Consider the following 18104-nt stretch of genomic DNA (forward strand, 5'->3'; position numbering starts at 1 on the left):
TCTTGAGGGGGCATAAGCAGTGCTTGCGAGTGGGCGAGACGGGCGCCGGTTGCTCGAGCGAACGGGGTTCGCCTGTATGTGGGGCGGGCTTGAATCAAGGGATGCGTCGCAAGGGGCCGCGGTTGGTGTAATAGGGGTAGGGCGGGCGGTCGCGCCAGGCCGGGGGAACGTTCGACCACCAGTTGGGCGGCACATTCGTCAGAGTGGTGGGGGGAAGGGTGGACCACCATTGTGGAGGCGCGTTGGTCCACCAATGCGGGGGGACATTGGTCCAGAAACGCGGTGGAACGTTCGACCACCATCCTGGCGGAACATTGGTTGAGGCAGGATTCAATCCCGCCCACCATCCTGGCGATTGGTTCGTCCACCAGTCTCCCGGCCTCTTGGTCCACCAATCAGGAGGGAGATTGGTGGAAGGAGGAGGGGGAGGGGGATCAATATTAGGGGGCGGCTCCACCGGAAGCACGGGCCGCTCGGGGATGGGGGGAGTTGTGGGGCGGGCGGGGGGTGCCGGGATCGCGGGCTCTGCCGGCTTCGCCGGAGTCGCAGGCTTCGCGGGGAGAATGTCGGCTGAAGGGGTTCGCTCCTGAGCATCAGCAATGCTCCCGACCAGGGTTGCCAATCCCACCCAAAGAATCGCTCGTTTCATGGCTTTCATAATCTGTTCACTCCACCGTTAGGTTTTACTCGTTGCGTCAGCCATGACCTGCGCGATCGATCGGCTGCGGTAGTCATCTAGCTATGAACGTGCCAACCCAGCTCGATCCTCGCTCGCTCCTGTGAGGCTTGGCAGCTGAAAGGCGGGAAATTGTTGAACGGCGGCTGATGCAGGTAGGCAGGGATGGATCCCACCGGAGCGGGAGGTGTCCGCCGCGCGGTCATCCTTTGAGGAGAGATTGTGCACCATCCACATAAATCTCCGTGCCCGTCACATGGTTGGAATAGTCGGACGCGAGGAACCACGCGATCTCGGCCACCTGATCCGCCTGCGCCGCTGCCCCGTCGCCTAAAGGAACTTCACCCTCCGGAAATTGCACCGGCCGACGCCTGATGAAATCCAGGTTTCGGGCCGTGAGCGATTCGTCGATGTGCGTGGCCACTGATCCTGGGCAGATTGCATTGATACGTATTCGATCCCTCGCATATTCTAACGCGCTCATTTTCATCAGGGCGATCTGAGCGGCTTTGGAACAGGCATAGGCGGTGGCGCCGAGCGTGCTGAAGACGCGATTTCCGTTGATAGAGGAGACGACAATGATGCTGCCCCCGCCGCCCTGGCGCAGCCAAGGCACGGAGTGCTTCAGAGTGAGAAAGGTGCTGCGCAGGTTTACCGCGAGCGTCAGATCCCATTCCGCAGCGGTGATATCCACCAACGGAGCCCAAATCCCGTTAATCCCGGCGTTGGCAACGACCACATCGATTCTTCCCCAGAGAGCTCCAATTTCTTGAAAGGCCTTCCGAACATCCTCCTCCACGGATACATCGACCTGCTTGGTGTGAAACACCACCTCCTGCTGGGACAATGAAATCGCGACCTGTTGGAGTCGATCTAATCGGAGGTCCAACAACGCCACCTTCGCGCCGGACAAACCCAGCAGCTCCGCCGTCGCCGCCCCAATCCCCGATCCTGCCCCCGTCACCACGGCGACACGACCTTTCAGATTGTCCGACACCAGCTCGTCTGTGTCCGACTCCGTCATAATTATTCCTCCCAGATGTCACGCCAACGGCTGACACCCTGGATGGGGATGGCTCGACGTCGCGTCGTGCGGTTCTCACGATGCGGGGCGGCGTCAGTAACCGCGGAGAGAATTACAAATTTATAGGCCATGGGTTTCCCACACGTCTGGGAAAAGCAAATCTCTCCGAACCAGGTGTTACGGTTGATGCACTCCAGAGGCACCGCCTCCCGGATGTCCCAGTCTCCGAGCTCCGGGCAATCCCCGATGATGGCGACTGTCTCGCCGGGTGACGTGGGTGCGCCGTTCACCTGAACCCGGATCAACACCGGCGCGGTGAGCGGCGGACCCACCCTACTAAACACGCGCGCTGATCGAGGAGGAACGGCCAGGGGGCTGGCAGTGCCGTTGACAACCGTCATCTGCTCCCCGCTCAGCAGGCACGTGTATGCACCATCCTCCATCGCCACATCGCCCAGTGAACAGATTCGTTCGGGGCCCTTATTGAGAAAGACCAGCAGGCGGTCGGAGCGATAACGTCTCAGAAACACATAGAAATCCGCCTCCACCACCAGCGGCCAGTGACCACCCCATTGCACCGCTTGATTTCGCCTCCGCTCCGAGGACAAAACCCTCAGCAGCTGCGCCAGCTCCGTTTCGATGCTCCAACTCACCATCATGGGACGGTTGTAAGGCTCCTCCCCGCCATTGGTGTCGTCGTGCAAATACTGTTCGGAACCGTAGTAGACGCAGGGTATTCCTCGCGCGGTGAGGATCAGCACTGTCGCCAGGCGTAACCACGCCTCGTCGGCGTTCAGCGACTGCAGCCGGGGAATGTCATGATTCTCAAAAAACGTGACCAGTTCGGTGGACGAACGATAGTGATCATCCTTGTCGAGAATGTTTTGAACCTCCTGAAAACCGCTGGTGCCAGGTCGTGTAAAACAGTCTCGGATGGCGTGACACAGCCCAAAGTCCAAGATGCTCATTCCCGCATCATTGGCGAAAGCGACGGATCGGGCGTTGTCGGGATGGCTGTGGATCCACTCGCCAAAAATAAACACCCCGGGTTTGTGCATCTGGATGTCCGAGTTGAATTCCTGCCAGAACCACAACGGCATGTGCTTCACGGTGTCGATGCGAAGGGCGTCGACCCCTTTGTCGAGCCATAGCTTGATCGCCTCCTTGATGTGGCGACGGTAGTAGATGTTGTTTTCGTTGAAGGTGGCCAGTCCCTTCAACTCGCAATTCTGCACCTGCCAGTCGTCTTCCCAATCGGTCACGGGCCCGTAATGATGATACCAGTGTTCCGTATCGTTTGAGAAGTCGGCCACGAGTCGCCCGTCATCGTAGAGACGGCCCTTGCCCTCGTCCGTCTGGGGGGAGCTGTGGTTGCACACAATGTCGAGAATCAGCTTCATGCCGCGCTTGTGCAGCTCGCTGATCAAGCGGTCGAAAACCGTGTCCTGACGGGCGAAGAGTCTGGTCTCGCTGACGTCGTTCACCCACCGGGAGTTGATGCGCTTAAAATCGCGCGCCCAATAACCATGCAGCGGGCATTCGTCCCCGCTGGCCGACTCGACCTGCTCGAAGAGCGGAGTCAGCCAGAGTGCCGTGACACCGAGCGATTGGAGGTAGTCCAATTTGTCGAGAATGCCTTGGAGGTCTCCTCCCCAGTACTTCGTCCAGCTTTGATGAGACGGGTCGTTCAGATCCGCTCTCGCCCCTGCATTTTGGGGAAGGGCGTCATGGAATCGATCGACGACAATGAAGTAAATGGTCTCGCCTCTGAACTCGATGTCGACCGCCGGCGGAGCTTCATCGAGGCGCTGCGGGGAGTTATTTCCCCAGGTGGAGAAGCTCCGTTTGCGCTCGACGGCACTCTGCCAAACCAATCCGGTTTCCTCCTCTTGGGACGGCGTGGGATCCGCATGATTTTCGCTCATTTGTGGCGTCCCCTTTAGCAAAGGGCATGCCAGGGCGAACGGTAGTGGCCAGGCCTGGATGGGGCTAGATGCTGGCGATGGGCGCTACGCCGTGAAATGCTTTTCAAACCGTCGCGGCATGCATTCTGCCACCCCGCGGTCGCGCATCTTGCAATTGCCGTGGGCGCTTAGCCCTTAAGCCGCTCGAGCGGTTTTTCTGCTGGGCCCGAGATCACGTCGCCGGTCGGGGAAAAGCGTGACCCGTGACAAGGACAGTCCCAAGTGCGTTCGGCCTCATTCCAGGCGACCAGGCATTTGAGGTGCGGACAAACTGGCGAGCAAAGCGTCAGCGCCCCGGATGGATCGCGGTAGGCTGCCACCCTCGCTTTGCCCACGTTCACAATCATTCCCCTCCCGGGTTCCACTTGCTGCAATGAACCACACTTCGTGCCGGCCACCCAGTCTCGCATCAGGTAATAGGGATAATCGGCGTTTTCCCTCAGATAGTGCCAGAGACCCTCTCCGGACGCCTTGCGACTTGGAGCGAACAGATCCTTCCATGGATTGGTGTAGCCGTGAAAGGCGTCGACCGCCATCATCGCTGCCAAGGTGCCGAAGGTCATTCCGTTGCCGCCGAAGCCGGTCGCAATGAATTGCCGCGGAGCGGATTCACCGATGTACGGCAGACCGTCCGGCGTTTCGATGACCTGTCCGGACCATCGATGATCCACTTTCGCCGAAGGCAACCAGTGTTGCAGTAACTCGTTCAGCTCGTGGTAAACGGTCTCGGTGTGCTCGAGCTGTCCGGTCTTGTGGTCTCCCCCTCCGAGAATAGCGTAGTCGAAATCTCCCTTCCGATCGATCCGCAAATAGTGATAGGGAGTCTCGGTATCCCAGAAGCAAGCCTCGCATGCTGTGCCCGCCGGCAGGCGCGCTCCCACGGCATAGGAGTTGTAAAGAAACAGCTTACTCTGAAACAGGGTGGAGGAAAGAAGGTTCGTTTGCCCGGTTAGGGGCGTGTGGGTGGCGATGACAATATATTGGCAACGAATTCGATGGCCCGCGGCTACCACCGCCATCGGGTCGGAACAGATCTCGGTAACCTCGCTGTGTTCCGCCACCAGGCTACCTTCGCCCGGGATGGTCTCCACCAAGCCGGTCAGGTACTTTACGGGATGGAACTTGGCTTGATCAACAAACTTGACGCCAGGACGCCCGAAGATCGGTGTCTGTTCCATCATCTCCGCGGAGAAGCCGAGGTCGCGGGCCACTTGCGATTCTTCCAAAAGATCAGCCCGCTCGGCTTCTGGGTCGGATGCCGACGAAGCCACCAAGTAAGCGGGAACGGTTTTGAATTCGCACGAGATCGTCCCGCTGCGGATGATTCGTTCGATCAGACCTATGGCGGCCTGTCCTCCCTGCCAGACGGCGGCCGCCCGATCTACACCCCACCGCGAAACCAATTCCTTTAAACGCACATCGGTGACCATCGAGAGATGGGCGGTTGTGCGAGAGGAATCGCATCCGCCCATGGTAGCCCGGTCCACGAGACATACCTTGTAGCCCTCTCGCTTGAACAGGTAGGCGGCGGTGGCCCCCGTGATGCCCCCGCCAATAACCACGACGTCGACCGTGAGGTCCTGGTCGATGCTAGGATAAGACGCCGGACGTACCGACTGGAGCCAGTAAGGATGGTCCTGCATGGGATGGCTCCTGGTTAGGAACTGGATTTGTCTCCGCGTGGCATAACGTTGGATCTGATTGATGAATGCTTATTCGTCGTCAGTCGTTCCATCCTTAGCCTTTAGCATGCCAGATGCCTTGACGGGTGAAGTTGGCTTTCAGCGTTGGACATCCCGCATATTGCGTCGTCATTCAGCGCACTGGTGGCGTTTTGAATGATATTCGAAGCCGATCATGCATCGATTCGTTCTCACTAAGAGAGTTCCGTCCTGGCACGCATCCGGCTCTGTGCTGCCAGAGACAAACACGACTTCAACAATATATACCTCATCAAATTATGAACCGACCCATTCGTCATTTAGTATTAACAGGCACGTTGTCCACCCTCGCGTGCAGTTTACTCGTCACCGCGGCGGAGCCGGACAAGGCCAAGGCAGATCGTCGCGATTCAGATCGCGGAGCTTATCAAGACAAGAATAACTCCGGGGCCTCCCGTCCGGATTCCAAGGACAAGGACATGGATGCAAGTCCGGAGGGCTTTGTCCGTGCCGCCCTGCTGGGTGGCATGAAAGAAGTTCGCATGAGCGAAATCGCCATGGAGCGTTCAGAAAGCACCGAGGTGAAGACCTTCGCGCAACGAATGATCCAGGACCATACCAAGGTCAACAATCAGCTCATGCAGCTCGCTCAACGCCGGGCGTGGACGATGCCTCCCACCAATACCTTCCAATCACCCTATGCTTCCGTCGGTGCCAGCGTCGCACCCGGCCGCGACCGGAATGCCCGAACGGAGGATGGGTCCTTGAAGGAGCGGAACCGCACCGATGTGGCGGATGCACCGACGACCGACCGGGAGCGTCGCGACTACAACGCGGATCGCCAGATTCGTGGTAAGGACGTAGCGGATAAACAGGCGCCTGAGGCCCGCTGGGACCGCCTGCAGATGCAAGGTCGGACTTCTCTCGAGGCACTCAAGAACACCCCGACCGCCGAGTTCGATAAGGCTTATGCCCGCGAGGTCCTGCGTGGCCATTACGCCTCCGTTCAAAAGTATGAACACGCCGCTAAGAACGGTTCTGATGAGGAGGTCCGCACTTTTGCCAAGAATACTCTGCCGGCCCTGCAGGATCATCATCGTCAGGCCAAACAACTCGCTCAGTCGTTGGGCGTAAGTGTGGAACATCGTGAAGACAAGAAGAGCCCCACCTCTTCCAGTGATTTCGACAAGCCAAAGTCGGAGTAGACGACGGCTTGGTTAGTCGCAGAATGCTCGTCGCTCGAGAATGGCTCGAGCGACGGGCTTTTCTTTGTACCTGCCTCCCTCCCGCGCAGCTGATTGACTACGTTGTGGTCCCCAGCCGATCTAAAAAGGGCGAGGGAACAGCGTCTGGAAAGGGGGAGAGTTTGCCGGTTAGAGAAGCGACGCCCGGGAGGACGTCCGAGTTTCTCACCTCCTATGGCCGAAGGTAATCGCTCGCCGCGCCTCCCGAGCATCTTGAAGTGCGGAACCTTCGCATGAACCACACCGGCTCCACACTCAATGGGCCTTCCTTAGCAATTTTTGGGCCTGTCATCTTCTCGGTCCTCTCTGCTTTTCTACTCCTGCTGGCAAGGTCCATGGATTTCGCGGACCTTACGGATTGGGACCTAGCTTGCTCACCGAATCCCTGGCAGCGATGTTAAGCAGGGAGTATTGAGGTAAAGTCTCCCTCCAGTTTTTGGTGGGGAGGAGTGGCCTCCGGAATTTGTCAGCGCTTTGGCGACGTTCAGGTTGCCTTGGGTGTTGCAAAATGCAGGTTTGATGACTGCGAGGAGTGCAATTCGCAGGGCTCCGGCCTCAAAATGGGCAATTGCTTATCAGCGGAACCCATTCTCCAGCTTCTCCATAGACACGACCCACCCCGATTCAGGCGGGCTGGCAACCGGCCTGCTGAAGGGACGAGTGAGTGGCCCTCGTTTGCCCATGTCCGATCTAGACTCCAAGCCAGCCATCCTGCTTCCGTCGAACCGGTCCGGATCGTCGGCGGAAGGCGGTGCGGCGGGAAAGGCCGAAGAGGGAAATCAGCGCGATCCTCTATCAAGCGTCGGTGCACCCTTGCCCCGAGGGGGCCGTGTGAAGTCCGCCGCGGCGCAACGGTGGCATCGACGCCGAATTCTCCAAAAGTACTTTCAGAGAGCTTGTGTGGTGGTGTCCGTGCTGACGGTGGGAGTCACTTTGGTTTTGTTATTTGCTTCTCGTTCACGCGTGGGGTCCTCGCGGGTTGTTCCTCAGGTCATTGATCCTCAATCACTTCTGCAAGACATCAGGCCGTAGTCTGTTCGGGGATGGGCTGTAGTCGCGGAGAACGCGAGCGATTGGAGGAGTCCGCGGCGGTTCCTTCAGCTACTCCCCATGCACTTCCAATCTGCCTGCCGTATCCCCGCCCGGTCGGGATGAGGCAATGGATCCCGCTACCGACCGTCCTCCGCCCGCCATCGATCCACCTCAGATCCGTCGTGGAGTTGGCCTCAATTTTTTATTTGAGATGGATGAAGGTCGACTACTAAGGTCCTCATCGCCAAGTGCGGACGCCGAATTCCAAACCGACCTTATGAATGAGCAGCAGATGATTCTCTTGGTCGACGACAGCGACAACGATTTGTCGTTGATGCGGAGCGCGTGCCGAGCCGCGAACTTCCAGGCTGCGTTACAAATGGTCAACAACGGCGACGAGGCCATCTCCTATCTGCGTGGGGAAGGGGAATACAGCGACCGAATCCGTTTTCCGCTGCCCACGGTAATGCTCTTGGATTTAAAAATGCCGATGAAGGACGGTTTTGAAGTGTTGCGCTGGGTTCGTGAGCAGCCGGTCCTTAAAAGACTATGTATCATCATCCTGACCGCATCTGCTCGTCCGGAGGATGTAACTCAAGCCTTCGACTTAGGGGCGAATTCCTATCTCGTCAAACCCGCTGCCATGTCCTCCCTGATCGCCATGGTGTGCTGCCTTCGTGACTGGCTGGAATACAACCGATTCCCCCGGATCCAGCAGCAGTAGCGGCGACCGCTCTCACTGTTTCACGGCGGGCGCGCGTTTTTCTCCGATATCCTTCCGGACCATTCGGTCCACCTCGCCCCGTGTCACGGTCGGGAGAAATCGTTTGCGATAGAGTTCATCGTAGAGAATCGCCACAATGGCAACCAGGGGAGCGGCGATCAATACTCCGAGAACTCCGAAGGCCAGAACGCAAATCAGCATGGAGAAGATCACAGCCACGGGATGAAGCTCCATCTCGCGGGCCATGATGTAGGGAAGAATGACGTTGTTTTCCAGCGCCTGGACCGCCACGTAGGCGGCGATGACCCACAGCGGAGTTGTGCCTCCTTGGACGAGTCCGAACACGAGCGCGGGAACCGCGCTCAAGATGGGGCCAACATACGGGAACGCCTCGAACACGCCGGCAATCATGCCGAGCAGAAGTGCATCCATTACTCCGAAAATGGGCCACATCAACAAGAACACCAAGCCCCCGATCGTCAGCATTCCCAGCGCGGTGGCCCCGGCCCAGCCGGGAAGGAAGCTGCTGACGCGTTTGGCGATCTGCCTGGACTGGTCGTGATATCGCTCGGGAACGACTGCGTAGAACATGCCAAAAACCGGCACCGGGTTGATGAGGGTGAACAGAACGCCGAAGAAGACTGTCCCGAGGACAACAAGGATCTGAGCCGCATTGAACGCGGCTCCGGCAAACCCCCCGGCCAGGGATTGGAACACCTGCGTGAAACCCGATCGCAGCGAAGCGGCGGGCCTTGCCTCCGCCGGAGGCGTGGGCTCGGCTGGGCGTCGTGGTATGGCAGCCGATGTTGCAGTCGGTGTGGCCGATGGTGTGGCCGATGGTGTGGCCGATGGTGTGGCCGATGGTGTGGCTGATGGTGTGGCTGATGGTGTGGCTGATGGTGTGGCTGATGGTGTGGCGCGTGCAATCTCCGTTTTGACCTCAGCTTGCAGCCGCTGCTCAGATCGGACGGCTTGCTGCTCCATCTTGATAAGCGGTTTCTGAAGCTTCTCCCAGTAGCGCGGCAGTTGATCTGATAATTTGCTGACCGACGTCGTCATGGGTCCGAAAAATGCCCATCCCGTCAATAGGACAACCAGCGCGAAAGCCATTGCGAGCAAGGCTGTGGCCGAGGTGCGCCCTCCTGTCCAACGAGCGAGACGCTGGACGAGGGGATCCAGTGCCAAAGAAATAAGAATGACCAACAGGAAAGAGAGCAGGATGGGAGCGATCAGCTCAAACGATCGGATGAGCGCGTACAGAGCCGCCCCCAACAGGACATAACCAAATGCCGGATGTGTGCCCGCGGATGAACTTGAGTTGTTAGGCATGTGGATGGGGTCGGTTATCGTTCCGTCACGATGATGGTTCGAGTGCTCTCGATGATGGAAAGCAGCTCCTTCTGTTCCCGGTTCGGGATTTTGAGATTGTCCAGGGTGGCTTTGATGTCACCCACCGTCGCGTCGAATTCCGCATTGGTGATGCGCATGTTTTCATGACCCGATTTCATCGGCACGCCCGTGTAATCCGAGGGGCCCCCGGTGGCGAGGCTCAGGAACTGGACCAGGTGTCGTTCGAGTCGAGCGACATTGGCGGGGGTGGGTTGCCAATTGGTAGGCGCAGAGCGCTTGAAAATCGACGTGAAACGTCCAGGGACGCCGCTGCGTCTCCAATTCACCCGGGGGTCTTCGAGAACGCGCGGTAAAAAATCGCGAACGATCGCCTCCAGCCCCGGGTGCCCCCCCAGCCGAGCATAGAGCGGACTCTTCTCGTCATCTGTGACCGCTAAGGCCACGGCGGCGTTGGTGGTTTGGCTGCGAGACCGTTGTCGGGCGCGGGTGCTGCCACCCTCCAGTTGACGTTGTTTGGCCATTCTCTGGCTGGCGCGTTGATCCGCCTCATCGCTGCCGGAGGTAAAGTAGTTTTCGGACGCCGCTTCCTGATGCCGGCTTCCGCACCCTGCCAGAGCCAGGGTCGCGATGAGGAGGCCAAGACACAGCCAGCCGGTTCCAAGCCAAGCGCGCAAACGGCGAGCCGTAAGGGTCGTCCGAGGAGTGAAGATGGAAGACATAAGCGATGAGGTTTCGTGGTGGGCGGTTAGGGGTCGGAGATTCCGTTGGTGGTGTCCCAGGTTTGCGGGGCTTGGAACTGGAGCAGGCCCCCCTCCTCGGTTCTACCTTCGAAACGGGGAAGGTAGGCCTCAATGAACGCATTCCTAAGAATGTTCAAGAACAGCGCGAGGAGATCGGTTTGGGTTCTTCCGCTGAGGGACCCCTCGAAAGGAATCAAGGTTCCAAACTGGTTGCGATCCTGATTCTTCAGGAGAAAGGTGGCGACACTGACGATACCTTCCCACAGACCCTCGAGAATCCTTCCCTCCGCAAAGTCGGAGCTGACATTCAAGATCTCCAACTCGCGGAAAAGCGCCTTGGCATAACCGTTGATCATCCCTTCCTTCGCGTCGGCCTCGATTACCATATCAAACCAGCCCTTTTCGAAATCGATTGCCCCGTAATGCGCCGCGAAGCCGTTGATGAGGGTTACGTCTAAATTGAGGAGCCGGGCGCTTAAGCGAAACGTCGGGCGGTAACTGGCGGGATCCAGCTGGATATGGCACTCGCAGCGTGCCTGATCCATCGCTCTGGCGGAGGCATGGACGTTCGCCACGAACGGGCTGGTCTCCTGACTGATGTTGCTGAGGTTGGAGACCGTGATCTGCACATCGGAGAGATACACGTTGAGGGGCACGGGGCCGTCGTAGGTGCGCAGGTTTACAGAGCCGTCGGACACCACGGCGGTGTTGATGCGAAAGGGGAACAGATCGCCGACCAATCCCATCCACGCACCCTCGCCTCCTTGCTGGCGCTGTTCTGCTTCGGACGAATCGACGAAATTAACCTCAGGATGATGGATCGCCAGCCTGCCGACCAGTTGTCCTCGGAGCAAAGACCGCCACTCGAGGGCCAGTTCCAGGCTTCTGGCCGTGATGAAAGGCACGGGAACAGCTCCGGTGGTCCGGCTGATATGAATCCCGCGAACCGCGTAAGCTCCTCTCCACAGGCTGAGTTCTACATCTTCGATCCGTCCCCGATAAAGCGGGTTTCGCTGCAGGAGATCGTTCAGATACCCTGTGATGACCGTGGGGAGATAGAGGCGGAATCCCACCGCGAGTAAGAAGAGGCCGGGTAGGACTCGGGTCAGCAGAATCCTTCTCCTTTTTGAACGAGGGCGAGAAGCTGCCCGGCCCCCGGACTCCAACCTGGCGTCGGTGCGTGAGATCGTCCCACTGGATGGCGAGGACTCGGGCATGGGTAATCTGGGAGCTACCTTTTCCGGTGCATCCAGCCGCGGCGGATCGCGTCCCGATAGCGTTCCCAGCTTTGGTCTGGATGAGCAGTGAGGTCCTCCCAATCTTTCCGCAGTTTCTCCTCGATATCATCATCCCACTCGTCCGTTTTTCGTCCGTAATAGTGCCGGGATCCGTAACCGAATCGATACGCCGCTTCGGCGTCTTCATAAGCCGGGACACCTCGGGGGGGGATGGTTTCCTCCCCGATGGCCTGGGCCAGCGTGTGGGGAAGTCGCTGATGGGTGTCGGGCACGGAGGATCGTCCCAAATCGTGCTGCGTTTGATCCCAGTCGCGTTTAAAGGCGGCTTTAACTCTTTCCCAGGAGGATTCGTAGGTCTCGTCCCACCAGTTGGGGTTTTGGAATAGATTCATGATGGCATGATGTGAAGTTGCTTTTATTGAAGCAGGCATCGTACCCAAGAATGGCGACGTGGGTTTTGTGTGCCTGCAGTCAAGGCTTCCCTCGCACGCGGGATGTCTGTTGCTCATGAACTCGCGCTCAACAAGCCCGGGTGCCGGGAGAAATGGGTGGATCGGATTGGTCATGGGCGCCTGCCGTTTTGCAATGTGCCTGACCCGATCTCGTGCAAAAGGCAGGGAGTGAGAGGTTGACAGAGCCGGCAGCCCCCATTCGCAGGCCCGCGATCGGTTGCTCAGGGCTCCGAAGCCACTTGGCACGGATACGGCTAGGTGAGTTCTGCAATTTGTAACAACAAACCAACACGAATCACTTAACGGTGTCCTTAACTCAACGGCAGAATTTTATGAGAACCAACTTCCTTGTCAGTTGCGGCTTAGCCGCTGTTTGTATCGCCCTTTCACCCACTCGCGTCCAGGCGGAGCATGAAAAAGACGGGGTCGCGGGAGGTGCACACTCCGCCAAGCCCGCTGGAAAATCGGTGAGTCAGCTGATTGGCCAACCGGTGATTAACGATCATGAGGAGAAGCTGGGCAAGGTGCATGACGTGATCGTGGACCCGGTCAGCGGGAAGGCGCCTTACGCCATCATCGCCTTGAACAGCTCGGTCTCCAGCACTCAGAACAAAATCGCCGTGCCCTTGCGGGATCTCAAGTGCTCCGCCGAGGGCAAGCCTATTTTGCTCCGCGCGACTCCTGAGGCTCTGCGAACAGCCACAAAAAATTTGAGTGGAGAGTGGACCAGCGCTCGGGATGCCGAATGGGCGCAGAAGGTAGACGGCTTCTACGGCACTACGGTGTCCAGCGAGCAGCGCTTTGCTCCTGATGCTTCGCGCGACGCGAAGGACTCGCGCACCTTTGTGCGGGATCCGGCGCCCAAGGGCGGGGAGCTGCTCATTGCGCCTCAAGATCAGGCGCTCGTTGATAAAGTCTGCGAGAACGTGGATGTAGTGCACGTTCGGGTGCAGAATGGTGTCACTCATATTTACGGCTCCGTGCCGAGCGAGCAAGCTCGTCAGGATCTCGAGACCCGCGTGCGATCCGTTCAGGGCGTCCATACGCTCGAAAGTCACCTGCGCGTCCGAAACCCCTGAGCTGTCAGTCTCTGCGCATCAGGCTGGGGCCTTTCAACGAAAACGGCGATCCTGCTCAGGGTCGCCGTTTTTCTGCCGCTAATTCGCACAATGGGAAGGATTTGGCGCGCCTGGGCCCAGGCGTTTGCGGGGAAGTCCACTCGCAAGTTCGGCCCGCGCATCAAAGTGGTCGCATTTGCGTCGGGAGTCTCTACAGTTCGGCTCCGTGACTGACCGGACTCTCGAGCTATTAGGCAATCTGAGTATGCACCTGGCCGCCCGTCGGGAGCATATCTTGAAGGCGTGGATAGAGGCTACGGCCGCCGATGCCGAGATGACCACGGTCAGCGCCCTCACCCGAGCGCAGTTCATTGATCATATACCCCAACTGCTGGATGCCTTCGAGTTAAAGCTCCGATCCAAACCCGGTACCAACCCGTCGCAGGTCGCTGACCAGGAACAGAGTCTTGAAAATGTGAAGCATGGACTTCAGCGGTGGCAGCAGGGCTATCAGCTGAAGGAGTTAATGCGGGAGTGGGGACACCTCCACCTGTGCCTCTTCCATGAAATCGAGCGCTTTGCCACCGATCCCGAGATTCCGCGCCCGGTGGCGCTGATCGCGCAACGGGAATTGATCTCCCTGATCAATGAGGGGATTAACGAGAGCGCCAGCCAATATGCCCGGATGCAACGGGCCGAGGCCGCGGGTCACGTCGAAGATCTCCAGAAGGCCTTAACGCACCTCACCTCGGTGGAGCAGCGTCGCGCCGAGTTGATCCGCCAGGCGGTTCACGATCTCCGGGGCAACGTGCAAACCGTCAGCACGGCGGCTGACTTCCTGCGGGAGGAGGATCTGCCTGCGTCCGACCGCGCGAAGATTGCTCAGTTGGTTCAAACGGGGGTGGACACGCTGAGCTCCATGCTTGGAGATTTGATGACCCTGTCACGACTGGAGGCGGGGTTGGAACGTCGGGAGGTACAGACTTTTGATGCCGCGGCGATTCTCGCGGAGTTGTGCAACTCCTCGCGCCCGCTCGCTTCTCAACGCGCCCTGGAGCTGCGCGATCAGGGGCCCGCCAGCCTGGTGGTGGAAGGCGATGCAGGAAAGGTGCGGCGCATCATTCAGAATCTCCTGCTCAACGCTCTGAAGTACACTGACCAAGGCGGGGTCACGGTTACCTGGGGAGAGGAGCCCGAGAAATGGTGGGTGGACGTCAAGGATACCGGCCCTGGGCTCCACACCGGATCGGGAGGTGCAATGGTGGCAGGTCTGGAGCAGGCAACTCACTTTTCTCACGAGGCCGATCGTCCGCCGGTCCATACGGTAGGAGGAATGGTCGTGTCCGATTCAGCATCCGGGGCTGTTTCAGCTCGAGCGCACCAACAGCAATCGGGAGAGGGGATTGGACTCTCCATCGTGAAGCGCCTCTGTGAGCTGCTCGACGCCAGTCTGGAACTCGCCTCCTCCGCCCCCCACGGCACTCAATTTCGAGTCCGATTTCCGCGACGATACGATCCTGGAACCTAAGGGGAAGTATGCGCCATCAGTCCGCTGGGCGCGGGGCGGTCTTCTCCACCGGGCCTTGGTTGCGAGCCGGTGTCGAGGCCAGTTGCGCGAGGGCTTGCTCCAGAGATTGCATGCGCACCGGCTTGATGAGATGAATGCTGAAGCCGGCGAGTTTGCTTTTGGAGAGGTCCGACTCCATTCCATATCCGCTGAGGGCGATCCCCTTCACATCCGGATTGCGGTGAAGGATTTCCCGCATCAGATCACAGCCAGTGCCATCGGGAAGATCGATGTCGGAAATCAACAAGTGAAACTCGTGCTGCTCGGCCAGGCGGCGGGCCTCGGCGACGGAGGACGCGGACTGCACCTCGTAGTGGCGACGGGTCAGCAGCTGTCTCAGCGCATCGCGGGTGGCTGCATGGTCCTCCACCAACAAGAGGCGCGGGCCACCGGTGCCGGTGGGCGCGGGCGTTCCGGATGCCGGAACATTCTCCGATGAATTGACACTTCCGCTGGATGTCTTGCGACGAATGGGCAAGTTTATGGTGAACGTGGCTCCTTTGCCGCGGCCCGCGCTCCTGGCGCTGATGGTGCCGGAATGCAACTCCACCAGCTTTCGGCCGATCGCCAGGCCCAGCCCCAAGCCTCCAAAGCGGTGCGCTCCGGCCGCATTCAGATGCTCCCCTTGAGTGAAGGCGTCAAAAGCCTGGGCCAGTTCTCGCTCGGTCATGCCTATCCCGGTGTCCGAGATGACGATGCTCAGGCTGTCCGGCTCCTCCGAATGTGTGGAAATGGACACGGTCCCGAACTCGGGTGTGAATTTGACCGCATTCTTGATCACGTTCCAGAATACCTGCTGCAACCTCACGGCATCCCCCTCGACGAAGGGGGCGGACGCCGACAGATGGGTGGTGAGCGCTATCCGCTTGAGATCCACTTCCGACTGAACAGTGGCGATGGCTTCGTTTAGTGCGCTGTGCACGTTCACCATCTCCAGGTTCATGCTGAGCTTTCCATGGGTGATGCGCGTGATGTCCAGCAAATCATCAATCAGCCGGGCCTCCAGTTCCACATTGTTGCGAATCGTCTGAAACCGCGCCCGTACTCCGGCCGGCAGCTCGGGATCATCGGCACCCTCGCTGGCCAACAGCAGCACAGGGTTCAAGGGGGTGCGCAGCTCATGCGACAGCGCCGCCAAGAAATCGTCTTTGGCGCGCGAGGCGGCCACCGCCTCCTGATGCGCCTGCTCCAGTTTGCGCTCCGACTGCTTTTGCTCAGTGATGTCACGCACGATCTTGGACGCGCCGACTATCCTTCCGTGGGCATCCTTGATGGGCGAGATGGTCAGGGAGATTTCCACCAAACTCCCGTTCTTCCGCCGGCGAACGGTGTCGTAGTTCGCGATGCGTTCGCCGCGACGTATGCGGCGGAGAATGTTCGGCTCCTCCTGGGAGTGCTCGGGGAGCATGAGCGTCGTGATGGGCTTTCCGATGATTTCCTGCGCGCTATAGCCGAAGAGCCGTTCCGCACCCCGATTCCAGCTGGTAATGAGGCCGTTGAGGTCTTTGCTAATGATGGCATCATCCGACGATTCAACGATGGCGGCCAGCCGGCGCGAAGCTTCCTCGCCAGATTTGCTCTCGGTAATGTCCATCAGCATGTTGACCGCGCCGATGACCCGGCCGGCGACATCCCGAATCGGATCGGGGTAGGGGACCACACTCCGGCGTGTTCCGTCGGGTCGCTCGATGATGATTTCGCCTCCTCGTATCCCATGTCCCTCCCTCAACGCTCTCGCCATCGGCAGCCGGTCCGCCGGGAGCGGTGTCCCGTCCGGAGCATACGTGCGCCACGATCCGCACCACTGATCCCTCCCGACCTCAGGACGTCTCCCCCACAGAACGGCGGCGGCCTCGTTGAAGAGTAGAATGTACCCCTGGGCATCGGTAGTGTAGACCGCGGTGGGCAGGGCATGCACCAGCTGGCTATATCGTTGTTGGCTCTCCCGTATGGCAGCATCGCCGAGCTTGCGTGCGATGGCGATGGCCGCCGTGCGGCTGGCCATTTCCCCCAGGCGAACATCGAGCTCGCCCGGCGGTCGGCATTCGGGATAGTAGATGCCCACTGTGCCGAGGACGCTTCCCTGGTTGGAGAGGATCGGCCGGGACCAGCAAGCCCTGAGGCCATGGTCGAGCGCCACTGCTCGGAGGCAAGCCAGCCGCGGATCCGACGCGATCTCCTCAACCTGCACCGTCTTTTGCAAAAACGCTGCGGCCCCGCAAGAGCCGGCCGCAGGGCCAATCGGCATGCCATCCAAAGCGGCTCGCACCGGGGCCGGCAAGCTGGGAGCGGCCGCCTCCTTCAGACAAGCTCCATCGGAATCCAAGAGATGGATGCAGACGAAGGCTGGATGTGTGCATTCCAGCTCTACTGCCCGCGCCAGCGACTCCAAAATCTCACCGAGTGGATGATCTTCGGCAATGAGTTGGAGGACCCGTCGCTGGCTTTCCGCAACCGCCTCGGCGCGTTTGCGCTCCGTCGTAAGACGCGTTGTGCCGGTGACCGCCGCCACTCTCCCATCGGGTGCGAACACCGGGCTAAAAATGTACTCGTGGTAGTCCTCCTCCCCTGAGGCGCTGGTGAAATAGGTCTCGCCCCGGACGGGTTTTCGAGTTGCGATCACTTGCTGAACCTGGGCCTTGAGTCGCCAGGCTAGCTCCGGATCGTATCCGAGTTCCAGCGAGCTCTTTCCCGTGATTTCCTCGAGGGATTTACCCCACAGCTTCAGGAGCGGCTGGTTGGCGTAAATCCAGTTGCCCTCCAGGTCGAAGGTGTAAGCCAGATCGGTGATCGAGGCCAGAGTTGCCTCAAAGAGCCTCGCTCGATCCTCTTCCTGCCGCAAAAGCGTTTGCATCGCGGTGATGGAATCCCGTGCTTGGTATTGGCGTTGGCGCGCTCGGAGCGCGACCTCCACGGTGCTGACGAGCGCCTCCGCAGTCAGCGGTCGATCGAGTAAGCTGATTTGGCCGGTGCCCAGAATCGCCGAGTAGCGCCCCCGCGCTGCCGTCGACCTGGAACTCAGGGTCAGGAGGGCGAGCGGGATGTCCGACCAGGCGGGCTGGCCAGCCAGCAAGTCACCCAGGCCCGGGCAGGAGCCGCCTTCTAAAACCTCCGCACTCAGGAGGATCACTCCGCATCCGCGTCGGCTTTCTTCGATGAGCTGCGCGGCATTGCCGCACACGTAAGGAAGCATCCCCGCTTCCGTTAGCCAGCGGGCAGCCAGCTCGGCTTCATTCGCGAAGGGTGCAAGCAGGAGAACGCGACGTTCGAGGCGACCCGAATCCTGCCCCGAATCGGCCTCGCCTGGCTTCCGGTTGAGAACCATGGATGGAGGATTCATCGCCGGCCGCTCAGTTGGCCGCTTGCTCAGAAGT

The 18104-nt window shown here is 59.5% G+C and carries 14 protein-coding genes; 5 read left to right on the top strand and 9 right to left on the bottom strand.

The window, feature by feature from the left end; translation table 11 throughout:
• Positions 1-94 precede the first annotated feature (94 nt).
• The 4 genes from JNN07_17220 to JNN07_17235 form a co-directional block, all read right to left on the bottom strand.
• Entirely contained in the window at positions 95-649 is a 555-nt protein-coding gene (locus JNN07_17220; GenBank protein ID MBL9169485.1) for a hypothetical protein, read from the bottom strand.
• Positions 650-878: 229 nt separating this feature from the next.
• A complete protein-coding gene (locus tag JNN07_17225; GenBank protein MBL9169486.1) occupies positions 879-1661 on the bottom strand; it encodes an SDR family oxidoreductase in 783 nt (260 codons plus the stop codon).
• Between the two features lie 41 nt (positions 1662-1702).
• The gene (locus JNN07_17230; GenBank protein ID MBL9169487.1) at positions 1703-3625 is read right to left on the bottom strand and encodes a hypothetical protein; all 1923 of its coding nucleotides are present in this window, start codon (positions 3623-3625) and stop codon (positions 1703-1705) included.
• Between the two features lie 167 nt (positions 3626-3792).
• The gene (locus JNN07_17235) at positions 3793-5307 is read right to left on the bottom strand and encodes an FAD-dependent oxidoreductase (GenBank protein ID MBL9169488.1); all 1515 of its coding nucleotides are present in this window, start codon (positions 5305-5307) and stop codon (positions 3793-3795) included.
• Positions 5308-5624: 317 nt separating this feature from the next.
• On the opposite strand from JNN07_17235, the gene JNN07_17240 reads away from it, so the two are divergent.
• The 3 genes from JNN07_17240 to JNN07_17250 all read left to right on the top strand — a co-directional run bounded on the left by JNN07_17240 (position 5625) and on the right by JNN07_17250 (position 8325).
• Complete coding sequence (locus tag JNN07_17240; GenBank protein MBL9169489.1) at positions 5625-6530, top strand: DUF4142 domain-containing protein; 906 nt, start codon at positions 5625-5627, stop codon at positions 6528-6530.
• Positions 6531-7250: 720 nt separating this feature from the next.
• Positions 7251-7601 (top strand): hypothetical protein, encoded by a 351-nt coding sequence (locus JNN07_17245; GenBank protein ID MBL9169490.1) that lies wholly within the window; start codon positions 7251-7253, stop codon positions 7599-7601.
• Between the two features lie 277 nt (positions 7602-7878).
• Complete coding sequence (locus JNN07_17250; protein ID MBL9169491.1) at positions 7879-8325, top strand: response regulator; 447 nt, start codon at positions 7879-7881, stop codon at positions 8323-8325.
• Between the two features lie 12 nt (positions 8326-8337).
• Here JNN07_17250 and JNN07_17255 read toward each other — a convergent pair whose 3' ends face one another.
• The 4 genes from JNN07_17255 to JNN07_17270 form a co-directional block, all read right to left on the bottom strand.
• A complete protein-coding gene (locus tag JNN07_17255; protein MBL9169492.1) occupies positions 8338-9654 on the bottom strand; it encodes an AI-2E family transporter in 1317 nt (438 codons plus the stop codon).
• A 14-nt stretch (positions 9655-9668) separates the two neighbouring features.
• Positions 9669-10394, bottom strand: a complete 726-nt coding sequence (locus JNN07_17260; protein ID MBL9169493.1) for a group 1 truncated hemoglobin — start codon at positions 10392-10394, stop codon at positions 9669-9671.
• A gap of 26 nt (positions 10395-10420) precedes the next feature.
• Positions 10421-11488, bottom strand: coding sequence for a DUF748 domain-containing protein (locus JNN07_17265; GenBank protein MBL9169494.1), 1068 nt, complete (start codon positions 11486-11488; stop codon positions 10421-10423).
• Between the two features lie 158 nt (positions 11489-11646).
• A complete protein-coding gene (locus JNN07_17270) occupies positions 11647-12045 on the bottom strand; it encodes a hypothetical protein (GenBank protein ID MBL9169495.1) in 399 nt (132 codons plus the stop codon).
• A 392-nt stretch (positions 12046-12437) separates the two neighbouring features.
• Between JNN07_17270 and JNN07_17275 the strand changes: the two genes are divergently transcribed.
• On the top strand, positions 12438-13184 hold the full coding sequence (locus JNN07_17275) for a PRC-barrel domain-containing protein (GenBank protein ID MBL9169496.1): 747 nt from the start codon (positions 12438-12440) through the stop codon (positions 13182-13184).
• 244 nt (positions 13185-13428) lie between these two features.
• A complete protein-coding gene (locus tag JNN07_17280) occupies positions 13429-14691 on the top strand; it encodes a HAMP domain-containing histidine kinase (GenBank protein ID MBL9169497.1) in 1263 nt (420 codons plus the stop codon).
• A gap of 16 nt (positions 14692-14707) precedes the next feature.
• On the opposite strand, the gene JNN07_17285 is transcribed toward JNN07_17280, so the two are convergent.
• Complete coding sequence (locus tag JNN07_17285; protein ID MBL9169498.1) at positions 14708-18070, bottom strand: PAS domain S-box protein; 3363 nt, start codon at positions 18068-18070, stop codon at positions 14708-14710.
• Positions 18071-18104 lie beyond the last annotated feature (34 nt).

The sequence above is a fragment of the Verrucomicrobiales bacterium genome, from assembly GCA_016793885.1.
Classification (GTDB): domain Bacteria; phylum Verrucomicrobiota; class Verrucomicrobiia; order Limisphaerales; family UBA11320; genus UBA11320.

What these genes read in the sequence shown, in the direction of transcription:
- JNN07_17220 (MBL9169485.1), bottom strand. Translation starts at nt 649, where the DNA reads ATGAAACGAGCGATTCTTTGGGTGGGATTGGCAACCCTGGTCGGGAGC.
- JNN07_17230 (MBL9169487.1), bottom strand. Translation starts at nt 3,625, where the DNA reads ATGAGCGAAAATCATGCGGATCCCACGCCGTCCCAAGAGGAGGAAACC.
- JNN07_17235 (MBL9169488.1), bottom strand. Translation starts at nt 5,307, where the DNA reads ATGCAGGACCATCCTTACTGGCTCCAGTCGGTACGTCCGGCGTCTTAT.
- JNN07_17240 (MBL9169489.1), top strand. Translation starts at nt 5,625, where the DNA reads ATGAACCGACCCATTCGTCATTTAGTATTAACAGGCACGTTGTCCACC.
- JNN07_17245 (MBL9169490.1), top strand. Translation starts at nt 7,251, where the DNA reads ATGTCCGATCTAGACTCCAAGCCAGCCATCCTGCTTCCGTCGAACCGG.
- JNN07_17250 (MBL9169491.1), top strand. Translation starts at nt 7,879, where the DNA reads ATGAATGAGCAGCAGATGATTCTCTTGGTCGACGACAGCGACAACGAT.
- JNN07_17255 (MBL9169492.1), bottom strand. Translation starts at nt 9,654, where the DNA reads ATGCCTAACAACTCAAGTTCATCCGCGGGCACACATCCGGCATTTGGT.
- JNN07_17260 (MBL9169493.1), bottom strand. Translation starts at nt 10,394, where the DNA reads ATGTCTTCCATCTTCACTCCTCGGACGACCCTTACGGCTCGCCGTTTG.
- JNN07_17270 (MBL9169495.1), bottom strand. Translation starts at nt 12,045, where the DNA reads ATGAATCTATTCCAAAACCCCAACTGGTGGGACGAGACCTACGAATCC.
- JNN07_17275 (MBL9169496.1), top strand. Translation starts at nt 12,438, where the DNA reads ATGAGAACCAACTTCCTTGTCAGTTGCGGCTTAGCCGCTGTTTGTATC.
- JNN07_17280 (MBL9169497.1), top strand. Translation starts at nt 13,429, where the DNA reads ATGCACCTGGCCGCCCGTCGGGAGCATATCTTGAAGGCGTGGATAGAG.
- JNN07_17285 (MBL9169498.1), bottom strand. Translation starts at nt 18,070, where the DNA reads ATGAATCCTCCATCCATGGTTCTCAACCGGAAGCCAGGCGAGGCCGAT.